This window comes from Sphingobacterium micropteri, from assembly GCF_014692515.1.
In the GTDB taxonomy this organism is placed as follows: domain Bacteria; phylum Bacteroidota; class Bacteroidia; order Sphingobacteriales; family Sphingobacteriaceae; genus Sphingobacterium; species Sphingobacterium micropteri.
In genome coordinates this window covers 131,705-148,704 of record NZ_JACOIK010000012.1, presented here as the reverse complement: position 1 = coordinate 148,704, position 17,000 = coordinate 131,705, and the positions used below count along the sequence as shown (strand labels likewise).

Here is a 17,000-nt window from a genome sequence, read left to right as displayed (position 1 = left end):
TAATAAAGCAAGTGTAAGCCTATTGTAAAAGCGCTCTACTGTCGATATAAAAAAATGATAATTTTTGATAATCTCAAAAAAAACCGTAATTTTGCCTGGCAAATAGAAACTCCAAAGATATTTGCCATATGCAATTAGATCCACAAAAATTCGTAGCAGAAGGTCTTACGTACGACGATGTTTTATTGATTCCTGCGTATTCAGAAATTTTACCTCGTGACGTCGATACGAGCACACAGCTTACAAAAAAAATCCGTTTAAATATTCCGTTAGTATCTGCCGCTATGGATACGGTAACAGAAGCTGATTTAGCTATAGCCATCGCACAAGCGGGGGGGATAGGGATGTTGCATAAAAACATGTCTATCGACGAACAGGCGGCGGAAGTGCGCAAAGTAAAGCGCTCAGAAAGCGGAATGATCCAAGACCCAGTAACGCTGTTGGAAGGATCAACTGTCGGCGATGCTTTTAAAATTATGAAAGAGCATAAGATAGGAGGCATCCCGATCGTTAACGGAGATAGAAAGCTTGTTGGTATTGTTACCAATCGTGATCTTCGCTTTCAGAAAGATATGTCAAAGCCCATTAATGAGCTTATGACAAAGACCAACTTAGTCGTGGCACCGGAGGGAACGGATCTGATTCGCGCAGAGGAGATTTTACAAAACCATAAGATAGAAAAGTTACCCGTCGTGGACGTGGAAGGAAACTTGAAAGGTCTTATTACGTTTAAAGATATTCAGAAATATAGACACTATCCGAACGCTGCCAAAGATGGTCATGGTCGTCTATTAGTAGGGGCAGCAGTCGGCGTGACAGTAGATACCCTTGAACGTGTTACTGCCTTAGTAAAAGCAGGGGTGGATGTGGTAACCATTGATACAGCACATGGACATTCGAAGGGCGTTATTGAAAAACTGAAAGAAGTTAAATCGGCTTTTCCGGAACTACAGGTTATTGTAGGCAATATTGCGACTGGTGCAGCGGCAAAAGCATTGGCAGAAGCTGGTGCAGATGCTGTAAAAGTTGGGATTGGCCCAGGGTCTATCTGTACTACACGGATTATTGCAGGTGTAGGAGTACCACAATTATACGCGGTTTATGAGGTAGCTAAAGCACTAAAAGGTTCTGGCGTTCCATTGATTGCCGATGGTGGTATTAAACAAACAGGCGATATTGCGAAAGCTATTGCAGCAGGTGCCGATACCATTATGGCGGGTTCACTATTTGCAGGGGTAGAAGAAGCTCCTGGTGAAACGATCATCTACGAAGGTCGTAAGTTTAAGTCTTACCGGGGTATGGGTTCGGTAGAAGCCATGGAAAAAGGTTCTAAAGACCGTTACTTCCAAGATGTGGAAGAGGATATTAAAAAATTAGTGCCAGAGGGAATTGTGGGACGTGTACCTTATAAAGGAACATTAGCAGAAGTGGTATATCAGTATATCGGTGGGTTAAGAGCATCTATGGGATATTGTGGGGCGGGTAGTATCGAAAAATTGAAAGAAGCACAATTTGTACGAATTACGGGTGCGGGATTAAGAGAATCACATCCGCACAATATATCGATTACAAAAGAAGCACCTAATTACAGTAGGGGTTAAAGATCAGATAAATTCCTTATAGTACTTGGATTTACATGCAGTAATTGTTAAATTGCTTTCAATCGATCAATAATTGTAATATTTAAATACAAAAAGCTATGGGTAAAGGAGATAAAAAAACACGTAGAGGAAAAATTATCATGGGATCGTATGGAAAGAAAAGACCTAGAAAACATCCCAAGCCAAAAGTGGAGAATAAAAAAGAAGCTGTCTAATTAGACAGCTTCTTTTTTTATAATGATAAAGGAAAGAGGTCATCGATGTGATTTCCGTACTTTGCTGTGTTTTCGGCTATAGAACCAATAGATGGCAAATCCGAGAACCAGCCATATTGCTAAACGCTCCCAGCTTTCGATTGGTAAAGATATCATGAGGATTAAGCATACGATAATGCCTAATACAGGTATTAAAGGTGAGAATGGTGTTTTAAAGGGACGTTCCAGTTCCGGATCTGTTTTACGGAGAACTAAAACACCGATACAAACCAGCATGAAGGCGAAGAGTGTTCCAATACTGACCATATGACCTAAATCCGATATAGGTACAAAACCTGCAAATAAGGATACAAATAACATGAAAAAAGCGTTTGTTTTCCACGGGGTCTGGTTTTTGGAAAGATCGGAGAACATCTTGGGCAATAATCCATCTTTACTCATGGAATAAAATACACGGCTTTGTCCCAGTAACATCACAAGAATAACCGACGTATAACCAGCAAGAATGGTGACGATGAGTGCCGTATTTAAGAAGGTGTATCCTGTATTGGCAAATGCTGTTGCGACAGGCTTTGCGTCCCCCTCGAAGGATTTATAGTTTTCCAAGCCTGTCATTACATAGGAAAAAAGCACATATAAAATTGTACAGATAACAAGCGACCCAATAATACCTATAGGCATGCCTTTTTTCGGATTTTTAGCTTCTTGTGCGGCTGTGCTCACCGCATCGAACCCTATAAATGCAAAAAATAATATACCGGCAGCTCGAAAAATCCCGCTGATACCAAACTGTCCGAAATAATCACTGTTAAGAAAGGACCAAAGTCCCATTTCCCCACTTTTCACCATTTTTTCGCCTTCATTTTCCGGAATAAAAGGAACGTGGTTGGATGAATCGATGAAGCTCCAACCCAATACAATAAAGATGAGGACAACTGCCACTTTCAATATAACCAACAAATTATTGACTGTTGATGATTCTTTCGTACCTCGCATCAATAGCAACGATAAGAGACAAACGATGATAATCGCCGGAATATTAATATAGCCGCCTTCCCAGGGGCCTTTTAAATATTCTGGTGGAATAATAAATCCGAAGGTGAGTAAGAGCTCGTTGAAATAATGTGACCAGCTGACGGCTACCGTGGCACTGGCCAGCGCATATTCTAGAACTAAATCCCAACCGATGATCCATGCCATAAATTCACCCATCGTCGCATAGGAATAAGTATAAGCACTGCCAGCGACTGGAATCATAGAGGCAAATTCAGCATAACATAGTCCGGCAAAAGAACACGCTATGGCAGCGATAATGAAAGAAAGGATAACGGCAGGCCCCGCATTTTCAGCAGCAGCAATTCCCGTTAATGAGAAAAGCCCAGCTCCAATAATAGCGCCTACACCTAAAGAAACCAAGCCAGTACTTGAAAGTGTTCGTTTTAAGGTGTGCTCTCCGCTCTCCTTCGCTTCTTGGATAATTTGTGGTATAGACTTTTTATATAGCATAATATTATTTTATAGAGACTGCGCTGTCTTATTTTGAAGATTTAAATTTACTGTAAGAATCGAGGACATAAGCCCGTACATCTTCTGGCGAGGCTGTTTCGATAAATTCAAGTGAAGGGCGAAATTGTTCTCTAAAGAGTGCCATTTCGGTATCTGTAAGTGGTACAAGGGCACGAATAGCCTGTGCACTAAATAACCGATCCACTTTTCGATTATGCTGTTCTTCCAGTAGAAGATCGAGATTTTTACGCGCCATTTTACTTTGCCTTCCGAATAAACGGGAAAGCGAAATCCGCAACCCACCACGGTTTTGCGACGCTTCGGTAACCTGTCCTTCATTTTTAGCTTTTTCTATTTCGTGTGCCAAACGACTGTCAGTAAGACGACTGATAACAACCTCATCGATCATAATGGTTTTGCTGTCGCGAATGAGATAGATCCGTTGTATGCCTTCTTGATAAACGAAAGCAGTATCTACCTCGTATCCAGGCTGCGTAAAGGTCAGTAGATCATTGATTTGTCCATCCACCATAAAATTACCCTCTATATCCGTCTGTGTGGTTTCATGTGTCCGAAGGTTTTTAACGGTCACATCGCGTAACCGCTGACTGCTTTCCAGTTCGTACACAATGCCTTTAATTTCCTGTCCACTGGTCGAAAAGCTTATACCCAGCCCGCTAAGCAATAGAAAGAAAGGGAATGCGTAATGTTGTATCTGTTTTCTCATTATATTTTCTATCTTATATCTCATCACCCCTAATTTCTGGGCCATACGTTATTATAAGGATCCATATCTGGGTAAACGTTGTCTGGATCGATGATTACCCGTGTAAGTTTTTCCGTAGATTTAAGCTTAAAGCGCCAAGATGTGTTACGTTGCCATATTTCTACAGGAAGTTTTTTCCTTATTTTTTTTCCAGACTCCGTGGTAGCTTCGATGACAACAGGCATAGCCAGTTTTTGTAGATTATCGATCGTTATTATCGCACCATGTTTTGGGTCCAGCCCCTCGTATTCTACTGACCGGACAGCTTGATCCAATGCCCAGTTGTTTTTAAACCAACCACGCCAAAACCAAGCTAGATTTTCGCCTGTTTCATTTTCCATGGTACGAAAAAAATCATCCGGTGTAGGATGTTTATATGCCCAGTACGCAATATACTTACGGAATGCGCTGTCGAAACGCTCCGCACCAATTATCTCATCGCGTAACAAACGTAAGCCATACGCAGGTTTGTAATAGGCAAGAATCCCAATGTTTTTTTCTTTCATATTTTGGGGAGAAGACATGATCGGTTCTAAATCAGGTTTGGAAAATGCCGGCGCCATACTATTACGGTTTCCGAACTTTTTATGATATTCTCCTTTATTGAATTCCTCGGTGGATAAGCCATTGATAAACGTATTAAAACCTTCATCCATCCAAGCGTGAAGCCTTTCGTTGCTTCCTACGATCATTGGAAACCAGTTGTGTCCGAATTCGTGATCGGTTACGCCCCATAAATTACCTGCTTTGGCTGTAGCGCCACAAAAAGAAATAGCCGGGTACTCCATCCCGCCGACGTTAGACGCCACATTAACAGCAACTGGGTAGGGGTATTCAAGCCATTTTTTGCTGTAATGTTCGATAGATGCCTTCGTATATTCCGTAGAACGCTCCCAAGCATTGCCACCGTTACTTTCAGCAGGATAAGCAGAGAGGGCCAATGCGCTTTTTCCACTAGGGTTATTGATCCTTGCACCGTCAATAATAAAAGCTTTGGAAGAGGCCCAAGCGAAGTCATGCGCATTATCCAATTTGTATTTCCAGGTGAGGCGTTTCTTGTTCGGGCGTGAAGCAGCGTTAGTCACTTCTTCTGCCGATCGAATTAAGATTGTTCTTTCACTTTCAAATGCTTGTTTATATCGGGAAAGCTGTTCGGAAGTCCAAACTTCTGTCGGATTAAGGAGTTCTCCTCCCGCGACGACGATGTGATCAGCAGGTGCATCGATCTCTACATGATAATCTCCATATTCAAGATAAAATTCACCCGGTCCTGTATAAGGGTCTGTATTCCAGCCCAAAATATCATCGTATACACATACTCGAGGATACCATTGTGCTATAGTGTATATCTTTCCGTTTTTGGTGTCTAATATACCTGTCCTATCCGCTCCGTATTCCGGAACGGTATATGAAAATTCCATTTCTAAGGTAACCGATTGGCCTCCAGCTTTTAATACTTTAGGCAATTCCAATCGCATTCGTGTATCAATGACCTCGTAAGATGCCTTTGAACCATCGGAAAAGTGAAGATTCGTTAATTGAAATCCTCCCTTAAAATCAGATTCCGCAGAGCCATAACGGCTATCTTGCAATGGTATAGTAGCCTGTCCCCGCGAATCCGCTTGGAAGAGATTTTGATCTAGTTGAAACCAAAGATGTTGTAAATCATCCGGACTATTGTTGGTATAGTGGATAGTTAAATGTCCAGAAACTTGGTTTATTTGTTCATCTAGGGACACTTTGATGATATAATCCGCACTGTTTTGCCAGTATGCGTGCCCTGGTTTTCCGCTAGCGGAACGATAAGGAGAGCCGTTCTGCGTATAAAAAATAGGATGGAAAGCTTCTGTATAGTCGTATACACTGTTCGTTTGTGCACTTACTTGACCTATGGCCAGCAGGACAGCGCTAAACGATATAAAAATCAGTTTTTTAATCATAGCACTATTTAAGTTTATCTTGATATTCCTCCTCATCGAAACCTAATATAATACCTTTAGGTGATTCTATTAATGGTCTTTTAATCATGCTATTATTTCTTAAAAGAACAGCATTTGCTGAGTTGGCATCAACTACTGCTGCCTGCTCTTCGGGATTTAGTTTACGCCAGGTTGTTCCTTTTTTATTGACCAAGGACTCCCAAGATACTTTCTTTTCCCACGCCGTTAGCTGCTCCGATGTCGCAGGTTCCTTCTTGTAATCATGAAATCTGTAAGCAATGTTATTGTCATCCAGCCACGTTAACGCTTTTTTTACCGTGTTGCAATTCTTGATTCCGTATACCTGTAATGCCATTAATTAATTTCGTTTTTATGTTGTATGATGTGATAAAGATATTAATATTATTAAAAAATAGTGGTATTCTTTTCTGTTCCTATATCATTTCTTTCTGTCTCTATGCAAATTACACGTTTTTTTTGAGGCTATATAGCGGTGTTACATCTATGTTGTGTATTTTATACACTAAGTTGTAAAAAACAAAAAAACTCTCTATCTTTAGTCGCGAATAACACAAGTAATAAAATAAAAAATATGAGCCTAAAAGATTTTAAGGGTGTTTTAACTGGCGATCAAGTACAAGAACTATTTGAGATAGCTAAAGAACATAAGTTTGCTTTACCTGCGGTTAATGTAATTGGAACAAATTCGATCAATGCTGTTTTGGAAACAGCGAAGGCGGTGAACTCACCGGTCATTATTCAATTATCCAATGGTGGAGCACAGTTTTATGCAGGAAAATCATTGAACAACGACGGTTTGCAAGCCTGTATTTTGGGAGCTGTATCGGCTGCTCATCACGTTCATTTGTTAGCGGAGCATTACGGTGTGGCTGTTATATTGCATACAGATCACGCGGCAAAAAAATTGTTGCCGTGGATTGACGGTCTTTTGGATGCGGGCGAAAAATTCTTTGCACAACACGGAAAACCGTTGTTCTCTTCGCATATGTTGGATTTATCAGAGGAACCAATCGAAGAGAATATCGAGATCTCCAGAAAATATTTAGAGCGCATGAAGCCGCTTGGTATGACGGTTGAAATTGAATTAGGTGTAACTGGCGGCGAGGAAGATGGTGTAGATAATACGGATGTAGACAGCTCAAAATTGTATACACAGCCGGAGGAAGTGGCTTATGCATATGAAGAGCTATCCAAAGTTTCCGATAAATTTACGGTAGCGGCGGCATTTGGTAATGTACATGGGGTATACAAGCCTGGTAATGTGAAATTGCAACCGGTTATTTTACATAACTCACAAGAATATATCCGGGAGAAATTTAATTTATCCGCTGAGAAGCCGGTAAATTTTGTTTTTCACGGTGGTTCTGGATCTTCGCCAGAAGAAATTTCAGAAGCGATTTCCTACGGCGCTATCAAAATGAATATTGATACAGACATGCAATGGGCATTCTGGGATGGTATTCGCGCTTATGAAGCAAAAAATCGGGATTATTTGCAGGCCCAGATCGGGAACCCGGAAGGTGCGGATTCTCCAAATAAAAAATATTATGATCCACGGGTTTGGCTGCGTAAAGGTGAAGAAACGTTTGTAGAACGTTTAAAACAAGCCTTCAACGAATTGAACGCTATTGATGTAAATACGAAATTGTAAGATTTACTATTGATCGCTTAAAACTTAGCTTGCGGACCACGGTGAGCTAAGTTTTTTTTATGCCATCTTTTTTCTAAAATTTTCTAATAAATTTTTTTACATCACTCTTTTTACTATATTTATAGAAGAACGATATAGATGATGAATAAGCAACGGTTTTTAAGTTTTTTGGAGTTTGAGAAGCGTTATTCCTCCCATACCATTTTGGCTTATGCGTTGGAAATAGATCGTTTTCTCGACTTTCTATCAACCGAAGAAATCGTTTTTGAAGAGGTAGACTATCGGGTTATTCGATATTATTTGGCGGTGATGAAAGAGAACGATAGACAAGCTTCTAGTATTAACCGATCTATATCGTCCTTGCGTTCTTTTTATAAGTTTCTAGTCAGGGAAGGCGTTGTAACTTCTAGCCCTATGCAGTTGGTCCATGCACTTAAAACACCCCGGAAATTGCCTGTGGTAGTCGAGCAGGAAAAAATGGTAGAATTATTAGATAGGGGGGCAATGGATTCGGAAAGCTTTGAGGAAGCACGTGACTTTATTATTTTAGAGTTATTGTTTGGCACGGGTATAAGACTTTCGGAATTGCTTGCGATTCAAGAACGTGATATTGATACCTATAATCGGAGGGTACGCATATTTGGAAAGCGGGGTAAAGAAAGGTTAGTGCCTGTGCACCAAACACTGTTGGAAGAAATCAGACGCTATTTAATGTTGAAATATGCACAAGATTTTAAAAACAAATCAACCTATTTAATCGTTACCAAAGAAGGAAAGCAGGCTTATCGTTCCTTGATTTATCGGACAGTACGGCAATATCTAGGACGTATTACCTCTCAGCAGAAAAAAAGTCCGCATGTATTGCGACATACCTTTGCCACGACGCTTTTGAATAATGGAGCGGATTTGAATGCCATCAAGGAATTACTGGGACACGCTGGTTTAGCGGCAACACAAGTTTATACGCACAACTCTGTAGAAAGATTAAAATCTATTTATAAACAAGCCCATCCAAAGGCTTAAAAAAAAGGAGGAAAAATGAACATTACTGTGCAATCTATCAAGTTTGATGCTGATCAAAAATTAGTTGATTTTATCAAAAAGAGAACAGCTAAGTTAGAACAGTTTTTGGACAACATCATCGAGAGCGTATGTTATCTTCGTTTGGAAAACGTAGACGATGAAGCCAACAAAGTGGTGGAATTGAAGATGAACATACCTGGAAACCAATTATTTGCCAAAGCACAGGCGAAAAGTTTCGAAGAAGCAACTGATCTTGCCGTAGAATCACTACGACGACAGATCAATAAACATAAGACGAAAACCAGGACAGCAGTAAGTAATCACAAGGAGCTATTGAGTAATCCGGAAGAGGAATTTTAAAAAAACAAATCAAAAAAGAGAGAAGCTGATCGAGAGATCAGCTTTTTTTATATATTTTACGAGTAATTTATTTGGATTGAATCTGAATAACATCTATATTTGCTCAGCGAATTTTAACAACGATGATCTGTCCATTAGCACACGTAGAAGAAGTATTCAAAACAACACACGGAGCCGTGTACCAATGTAGTCGAAAAAACTGCTATTGGCTCGAATTTCAACACACGACAACCGCCTTTAAGATTTCTGATTTCTTTCTATTTAAAAAACGTGTAGATGGGATGGATATTGCGCGTATGTTGGCAGATACTTCCCGTGCTGCTGATTTTGAAATTATGATGCCTCACCGTACGGAAAGGTGTTTTATTCTTTCCATTCAGGATATTCTAAATTTAAAGGAAATTTTGGCTGGAGCAAAGTTCATGATAGAGCTAAACAGCGAAATAAAGAAAATCCTTCGTAAGGATGCTTTGCTCGTTATCTAGTCTTTTAATTGTACTGATTCTAAACAAGTTAAGTCGGATGAGCTGTAATTTAGACTTAATTTGTATTGTATTTTCTTTATCCATTTTGAGTTTTCTTGGTTTATCTTTGTACAAACAATGTGGGGAATACATTGTTGTTTATTAAAGTATATAAGATTATATTAAAGGAAGATAAATATGAAAGACCTATTGAAATTGAAATCTTCGTTATCTGAGGAGATAGAAAATATATTAAATGCACAGGTAAAAGTAGAAGCACATGCATCCGCACTTTATTTAGCAATGTCTTCTTGGTGTGACGATCAAGGGTTGGATAATTCTGCAACTTTTTTTGCTAAACAAGCAGACGAAGAACGAGAGCATATGTTGAAGTTATTTAACTATATCAATAACCGCGGAGGACGTGCGATCTCTCCTGAGATTACAAATATACCGGTTGACTTCGAATCTTTTCGTGGCGTGTTTGAGCAAACATTGGAGCAGGAAATGCATGTTACCGAACAGTTTAATAACATAGCGGACAAATGTATGAAGCTGAAAGATTATGTTACATTTAATTTCGTACAATGGTTCTTAGAGGAACAAGTAGAAGAAGAGTATGTGGCGCGTCGTATTTTAGAATTGTTTGATGTGATTGGCGAAGAAGGTACTGGTCGTTGGGAAATAGATAAGCATTTAGTTAAAGTAACATTTGACGGAGAATAATTCCAGAAAAAATTACATAAGCGGGTCATTTCAATAGGAGATGACCCGCTTTTCTTTTATTGAATTTCATTTTTTTTGTATATTGACACAAATGCGTAAACGTTAGTTTTTGTGGAACATCATCGGTATCTTATATTTCTGATTGCGACGCTCTTTTTTGTTGGGCTAGGTTCGATTGGAGCAAAAGCCCAAACCGAACCACGGCAGATTCAGGGATTTGTAGTGGATACCGCTGGAACAAGACTAAAAGGTGTTACCATACGATTGACAAGCACACGGGACACAATTACAGTAATAAGTTCCAATGCAGGATATTATCGTTTTAAAGATATAAGGGGTTTGGATATTCGGTTGTCTTATAGCATGTTGGGGCATCAAATTGTGAACAGAACGCTGTCATCTAAAAACTTGTTCAGCTTTATCGTTATGCCGAATGTCGTACTTCGGCCACAGAGCTCATTAATAGAGGGAGTGTATGTGTTAAAAACTATTCCGGTCGTCTATGCAGGTGACACCGTTCAATATAATATGGATGCGTTTACTTTTCGGTCGAATTCTCTTTTAGAGGAGGCGTTGAAGCAGTTGCCGGGTATCCAGGTTTCGCGCGACGGAACCGTCTATGCACAAGGAAAGCCCATTTCATCCGTACAGGTAGACGGTCGGAAATTCTTCGGAGGCGATGTTTTGACGGCGACACGTAATTTGCCTGCTGATTTTATCAAGAGTATTCAGATATTAAACTATCGCAACGAGCTTTCGGCCGATAAGCGTTTTACAACGGAAGAACCGGAGAAAATTTTGAATATTGTTCTCAAGGAGGATCGTAAGCGTATTTCCTTTGGTCAATTGACCGCTGGTGTCGGAACTAGGGAACGCTATATCGGTAGCGCAGGTATTAATCGTTTTGACGATGGACAGGAGTTTTCATTGGTAGGTTCTATAAACAATACAAACACAAGTCTATTCTCTTTTGGATCGCCAACCGGGATGGGAGAAAGGGAGAAATCACTTTTTGATGTTAATGATTTTGTAGATCCTACGGATGGTCTCAATAATATACGGTCGTTAGGGTTTAGCTTTTCAGATAATTTAGCAGAAAATACACAATTCAACGCTAATTATAGCTTTACACGAAAGAAAAATTTTACGGAAGGAAATTCCATACTGCACTCGGATTATCTTAGAAACCGGATTTCTAACGAGGAAAATTATGATATAACAAACGATGATAATTTTCATAGACTTAGAGCGGAACTCAAACATCGGTTCCAAAATCAAGATGTATTAGAAATAAAACCAGTTTTTTCCTATAGTAGGGTATATGTTTGGAATAACCGAAAGAGACAGGTTAACAATAATAGAATAACCAATAGAGGAACTTATCAAGATTCATCCTATCAGCGAAATCCTAATTTAGATATTGACATGTTGTATGCCAAATCATTCCAAAAACCAGGTAGAAAGTTATTAGGAAGTGTTTCGCTTAACTTTAATAGCCAACGTAAACTAGAAGACGTGCTCGATCGCTATGTCTCTGTAGATTCGACACCTATAGATCCAATACATAGCTTGTTTGAGCAACGATATTTTATACAACAGCGAAACGGAACAGATGGTGTGAGGGCATCGGTGTCTTTTGTTGAGCCTTTCTCTGCATACAGTACATTAGAGTTTTTGTACAATTATGAATTAACGGATATGACCACGCAACGAATCGTGGAAGATAAGCTTAAATCGGAGGAACTTGGCTATTTTTTCTACGTGGATTCATTAGGGGTGAACTATAATTACCGTTTTCGAAATAGCCGTATGGGATTGAATTATTTGTACACACCCCACAAAACCTTCCGGGCAAATATTGGATTTGCGGTGCAGCCTGTAAAACTGAGCAGTTTCCTTCCACGGGAAGATATGCAGTATACGTATGAAAATGTTAACCTAGTGCCTACGGCAGGGTTTAAATGGCGATTAAATGAGGAAACTGATTGGAGTGTTGATTACGTAGGTAAAAATAATCAACCTAATCTCTTACATATCATCCCGATCAGGGATAACAGTAACTCGCAAAATATTATCGTCGGAAATCCAGAATTAAAAGCCGAATTTTCAAACCGAATTAGTACGACGTTACGAAAATTCGTAACGTCCAGAGGACAATATTTTGAAACCAATTTTGCGTACAATTATGTAGCTAACAAAATTGTATCTGACAAAACTGCAATTTCCGGTTCTACTATTCAGGAAACCACATTCAAAAATACAGACGGTTATTATGATATTAAATGGTATTATCTCTTCAACACACCACTGTTTAATGAGAATGTACAATTGGATATCAGTGGAAACACGGATTATTATAATAATTTGTCATATGTGAACGACCAACGAAATACCACCAGACAATTCATATACTCCCAGTCTGCTCAACTGCGTTATAGCTGGAGCGATTATTTTGAATCCATGTTTAATGCGAATTATCTTTTAAATAACGCGAGTTATACGTGGCCTTATACGACGAAAATTACCGGACATAGCTTATTGGCAAGTGCCGCTACCAAAAGCTATTTGGGAGAACATGTAACGTTAGGTGCGGAGATGTCGCAACGATTCAATTCTGGGTATGCCAGCAGTTTTATGAATATTAATCCGACGATTATCAATGCCTATCTGGAGTTTTCGTTTTTGCATAATAAGCAGGCATTGCTACGCTTACAGGGGTTCGATTTGTTGGATCAGAATAAAAATATGGGTACGTACAGTGAATACATAGGTAATGACGTATATGAGGCGCGAAATAATCGGCTTGGGCGTTATTTTATGGTTACATTAAACATGCGTTTGCAGAAGTATCCAAAAAAAAGATAGGTATGAAAGCTATTGTTATAACAAAAGCAGGTGGTCCGGAAGTTTTAGAACTGCAAGAGCGAGCTATTCCCGCAATAGCGAAAAATGAAGTATTGATACAGGTAAACGCAGCGGGAATAAACCGTCCGGATATTTTTCAGCGAAAAGGAAATTATCCAGCGCCAGTAGGCGTGGTGGAGGATATTCCAGGACTGGAGGTGGCCGGGGTTATTGTTGAGGTAGGTACGGCAGTAACATTGTGGAAAGTAGGGGACAGCGTATGTTGTCTCGTGGCGGGAGGTGGATATGCGGAATATGTTGCTGCTCATCAGGAGATGTGTCTTCCGATTCCAGAAGGGATCAGCTTTGAAGAAGCGGCAGTATTACCAGAAACCGTGTATACCGTCTGGGACAATGTATTTCGACGGGGGGCTTTGCGGGAAGGAGAGACGCTGTTGGTTCATGGTGGAGCGGGTGGAATCGGAAGCACGGCCATACAGCTCGCAAAAGCATTTGGAGCACGGGTGCTGACGACGGTTAGCACAGCGGAAAAGGAAAGGTATTGTCGACAATTAGGGGCCGATAAGGTCGTCAATTATCGAGAAAGTGATTTTCGAGAGATTCTGCGGACGGAGAACGTGCATGTCATATTAGACAGTATCGGCGGTGATTATTTCCAGAAAAATCTAGACTTGTTAGCGGCAGACGGTCGCTTGATTTATATCAATGCAATGAAAGGACATAAGGTAGAGCTTCATATTTTAAAATTAATGCAAAAACGTATCCTCTTGACCGGAAGTACATTGCGTGCTCGGGATCTTTCTTTCAAAATCCCGCTAACACGGGATGTACACCAATATGTTTGGCCACTCATCGGAAAATCATTCCAACCACAATTGTCTAAAGTATTTCCTATGAGCGATGCTTCAACAGCCCATGAATGGATGGAGAATGGGTTATTTTTAGGTAAACTTGCATTGAAATTTAAGAAATAAAAATATGGAAACTATAAAGTGGGGTATGATTGGCGTTGGCGAGGTAACAGAAATGAAGAGCGGACCGGCTTTTTATAAAACACCTCATTCTTTCTTATTAGCAGTTACTTCCCGCACGAAAGAGAAAGCAGAAGATTATGCGCTACGACATGGAGTGCCTAAAGTATACGAAGGTGTGCCAGCATTGTTGGCTGACCCAGATATTGATATTGTTTACATTGCGACACCTCCTAGTACACATAAAGAATATGCATTACAGGCGATACAAGCCGGAAAGCCCGTATACGTGGAAAAACCGATGGCAATGTCACTCGCGGAAGCTAGAGAGATGTACGATGCAGCTAAACAAAAGGGAGTATCCCTATTTGTGGCTTTTTATCGTCGGGCGTTACCCTATTTTTCACAGGTTAAACAATGGATCGATGAAGGGAAAATCGGTAAAATATTAACGGTATCGGTCAGATTGGTACGTGCGCCCAGTCTTTCGGATTTAAATCCCGATATGCATACATGGCGCATTAAAAAGGAAATAGGAGGCGAGGGATATTTTGTCGATATGGCTCCTCATACACTCGATATAGTAGATTATATGATAAGTCCGATAGCAGACGTAAACGGCTATGCCATCAATCTTGCCAAAAATTATGAGGTACCGGATAGCGTTTGTGCTAGCTGGCAGCATGACAATGGCGTGCTGGGGACAGGTATATGGACGTTTTCCGGAATTCAGGAAACGGCAGAAGACCAAATCATCATCACCGGAACCACCGGGGAGATACGCTTTAGCACCTTTGATTTCTCACCAGTAACATGGATAACACCATCGGGTACCCAATTTTTTGATTTTGAAAAACCAGCACATATCCAACAAGCCCTAATAGAATCCATTGTAAAAGAGTTACGAGGAGAAGGGCATTGTCTTTCAACAGGAGAGAGTGCCTTACGGACAACAGCAGTAATAGAGAAGATTTTATCTACAATTTAAACGCTTGCCGTCCAAGAAGCTGCCAACTATCATTCGATTTCACCCATGTCAGCATAATGCCTAACCGGATACTGGCCGGACCTTTTCCCGGGTCATTCGTTTTGGCGCTCAATGTATGGCGAACAATGGCGGTATTATCTTGCACATCCACCGTTTGGCCGGTCGTTTGAATTTCTTCAAAAACAGAAGCACCAGAAATAAGTGTCTGTACAAACTGCTCTTTTGTTTCGATTGTTCCACTGGAATGGCCATAGCTAAGCTTGTCGGAGGCAAGTTTATTTAACACCTGTGCATTAGGCTTTAACATGGCGTCTATAAGTGCTTTTGTAGCCGTTTCCACGGCTTGGGAAGCACTTTTTTCCTGTGCACCTGCTTCGGAAAGAACAGCTGTCATGATAATGGTCAGCATGACTAACGATACTCTATTATATAACATCATATAGTGATAGTTTTATTTAGTAATCGAATTTAGGGACTCTGGTTCGATATTCCAAAAAATATGTTTACATTAAAAGTTTATTAATATAATATCAGTGTTATGGAGATCAACGGCTATCAAATACCGGAAAAAACAGCAAGTTGTATTCAAATTGAAGATCAACATGGAGCCCATAATTACCATCCATTGCCAGTAGTACTAAATAGGGGGCTTGGGGCATTCGTTTGGGATGTGGAAGACAAACGTTATTTTGATTTTCTTTCGGGTTATTCCGCAGTCAACCAAGGTCATTGCCATCCGAAGATTCTTCATGCTTTGACGGAGCAGGCAAAACAACTAACGTTAACATCAAGAGCTTTTCATAGTGATCGTATGGCAGAATACACGCGATATATTACACAGTATTTTGGTTATGACAAGGTATTGCCCATGAATACGGGAGTAGAAGCTGTGGAGACTGCTTTGAAATTAGCGCGTAGATGGGGCTATGCTGTAAAGGGCGTGCCGGATGGCCAGGCCAAAATTATTACGGTAGAAGGCAATTTTCATGGTCGGACTATCAATGTTATTTCCTTCAGTACAGACCCTACCGCAAAAGCGGGATTTGGTCCGTTTATGCCTGGCTATATTACTATCCCCTATAACGATCTACATGCTCTTCGTCATACAATCGCAGATGAGGACGTCGTTGGCTTTCTGGTGGAACCTATTCAAGGAGAAGCAGGAGTATATGTGCCCGACAGTGGTTATTTGGCTGCTGCTAAAGCGCTTTGTAAAGAACACCGCGTCCTATTTATCGGGGATGAGATCCAAACCGGTTTGTCTAGAACTGGAAAATTACTGGCCTGCGACCACGAAAATGTACGTCCAGATATTCTTATTCTGGGAAAAGCTTTGAGTGGTGGTGTTATGCCAATTTCCGCTGTTCTAGCGGATGACGAAATCATGCTAACCATAGCGCCTGGTGAACACGGATCGACGTATGGGGGTAATCCGTTAGCTTGCGCTGTTGCTATAGCTTCACTAGAAGTACTGAAGGAAGAAAAACTTGCAGATCGTGCTGCAGAACTCGGGGCCTATTTCCGAACAGCGTTAGTTGGATTCGCACACCCCGTAATTAAACAGGTTCGGGGAAAAGGATTGCTTAATGCCATTGTCATTAAGCATACCAGCGATAATGCAGCTGATATTTTGTGTTTGGAACTCATGAAAAATGGCTTGTTGGCGAAGCCTACACATGGTGACAAGATACGTTTTGCGCCTCCTTTAGTGATTACGAAAGAAGAATTGGAAGAGGCTATTGACATTATCCGTAAATCGTTGGTCGTGTTGGATACCTAAATTGTACTGGTATACTAAATGTTACATTAAGACAACATATATAATATTTTTTGCCGGGAAAAGGTCTGGATGTTGTGAACATCAAAAAAGATAGGTATTTTTATTGGTAATTTTTATTGAATA

General features: G+C 40.3%; 16 protein-coding genes. 11 read left to right on the top strand and 5 right to left on the bottom strand.

Annotated features, from left to right (window positions below; all coding sequences use genetic code 11):
- Positions 1 to 128 precede the first annotated feature (128 nt).
- On the top strand, positions 129 to 1,601 hold the full coding sequence (guaB, locus tag H8B06_RS16900; RefSeq protein WP_190995376.1) for an IMP dehydrogenase: 1,473 nt from the start codon (positions 129 to 131) through the stop codon (positions 1,599 to 1,601).
- A gap of 98 nt (positions 1,602 to 1,699) precedes the next feature.
- The gene (locus tag H8B06_RS16895) at positions 1,700 to 1,816 is read left to right on the top strand and encodes a 30S ribosomal protein THX (protein WP_190995375.1); all 117 of its coding nucleotides are present in this window, start codon (positions 1,700 to 1,702) and stop codon (positions 1,814 to 1,816) included.
- A 39-nt stretch (positions 1,817 to 1,855) separates the two neighbouring features.
- On the opposite strand, the gene H8B06_RS16890 is transcribed toward H8B06_RS16895, so the two are convergent.
- From H8B06_RS16890 to H8B06_RS16875, 4 genes are read right to left on the bottom strand one after another with little or no spacing between them, the layout of a single operon-like run.
- A complete protein-coding gene (locus H8B06_RS16890) occupies positions 1,856 to 3,322 on the bottom strand; it encodes an amino acid permease (RefSeq protein WP_190995374.1) in 1,467 nt (488 codons plus the stop codon).
- Between the two features lie 28 nt (positions 3,323 to 3,350).
- Positions 3,351 to 4,049: a hypothetical protein gene (locus H8B06_RS16885; RefSeq protein ID WP_190995373.1), complete on the bottom strand. Its 699-nt coding sequence runs from the start codon at positions 4,047 to 4,049 to the stop codon at positions 3,351 to 3,353.
- A gap of 29 nt (positions 4,050 to 4,078) precedes the next feature.
- Positions 4,079 to 6,028: a M1 family metallopeptidase gene (locus H8B06_RS16880; RefSeq protein ID WP_190995372.1), complete on the bottom strand. Its 1,950-nt coding sequence runs from the start codon at positions 6,026 to 6,028 to the stop codon at positions 4,079 to 4,081.
- 4 nt (positions 6,029 to 6,032) lie between these two features.
- Positions 6,033 to 6,383 (bottom strand): ArsC family reductase, encoded by a 351-nt coding sequence (locus H8B06_RS16875; protein ID WP_190995371.1) that lies wholly within the window; start codon positions 6,381 to 6,383, stop codon positions 6,033 to 6,035.
- A 237-nt stretch (positions 6,384 to 6,620) separates the two neighbouring features.
- Between H8B06_RS16875 and fbaA the strand changes: the two genes are divergently transcribed.
- From fbaA to H8B06_RS16835, 8 genes are all read left to right on the top strand, one after another.
- Positions 6,621 to 7,700 (top strand): class II fructose-bisphosphate aldolase, encoded by a 1,080-nt coding sequence (gene fbaA / locus H8B06_RS16870; protein WP_190995370.1) that lies wholly within the window; start codon positions 6,621 to 6,623, stop codon positions 7,698 to 7,700.
- Between the two features lie 138 nt (positions 7,701 to 7,838).
- Positions 7,839 to 8,723, top strand: a complete 885-nt coding sequence (locus tag H8B06_RS16865; protein ID WP_317170949.1) for a tyrosine-type recombinase/integrase — start codon at positions 7,839 to 7,841, stop codon at positions 8,721 to 8,723.
- A 15-nt stretch (positions 8,724 to 8,738) separates the two neighbouring features.
- The gene (gene hpf, locus H8B06_RS16860) at positions 8,739 to 9,083 is read left to right on the top strand and encodes a ribosome hibernation-promoting factor, HPF/YfiA family (RefSeq protein WP_130140103.1); all 345 of its coding nucleotides are present in this window, start codon (positions 8,739 to 8,741) and stop codon (positions 9,081 to 9,083) included.
- Positions 9,084 to 9,205: 122 nt separating this feature from the next.
- Entirely contained in the window at positions 9,206 to 9,568 is a 363-nt protein-coding gene (locus H8B06_RS16855) for a hypothetical protein (RefSeq protein ID WP_190995369.1), read from the top strand.
- Positions 9,569 to 9,745: 177 nt separating this feature from the next.
- A complete protein-coding gene (locus H8B06_RS16850) occupies positions 9,746 to 10,273 on the top strand; it encodes a ferritin (protein WP_130140105.1) in 528 nt (175 codons plus the stop codon).
- Between the two features lie 111 nt (positions 10,274 to 10,384).
- Entirely contained in the window at positions 10,385 to 13,138 is a 2,754-nt protein-coding gene (locus H8B06_RS16845; RefSeq protein ID WP_317170948.1) for a TonB-dependent receptor, read from the top strand.
- Positions 13,139 to 13,140: 2 nt separating this feature from the next.
- A complete protein-coding gene (locus tag H8B06_RS16840; protein WP_190995368.1) occupies positions 13,141 to 14,112 on the top strand; it encodes an NAD(P)H-quinone oxidoreductase in 972 nt (323 codons plus the stop codon).
- Positions 14,113 to 14,116: 4 nt separating this feature from the next.
- On the top strand, positions 14,117 to 15,097 hold the full coding sequence (locus tag H8B06_RS16835; protein WP_190995367.1) for a Gfo/Idh/MocA family protein: 981 nt from the start codon (positions 14,117 to 14,119) through the stop codon (positions 15,095 to 15,097).
- Here the strand turns inward: H8B06_RS16835 and H8B06_RS16830 are convergent.
- Positions 15,087 to 15,536, bottom strand: a complete 450-nt coding sequence (locus H8B06_RS16830) for a nuclear transport factor 2 family protein (RefSeq protein ID WP_190995366.1) — start codon at positions 15,534 to 15,536, stop codon at positions 15,087 to 15,089. The genes H8B06_RS16835 and H8B06_RS16830 overlap by 11 nt on opposite strands.
- Before the next feature lie 99 nt (positions 15,537 to 15,635).
- Between H8B06_RS16830 and rocD the strand changes: the two genes are divergently transcribed.
- Entirely contained in the window at positions 15,636 to 16,877 is a 1,242-nt protein-coding gene (gene rocD, locus H8B06_RS16825; protein ID WP_190995365.1) for an ornithine--oxo-acid transaminase, read from the top strand.
- The last annotated feature ends 123 nt before the right edge of the window (positions 16,878 to 17,000 follow it).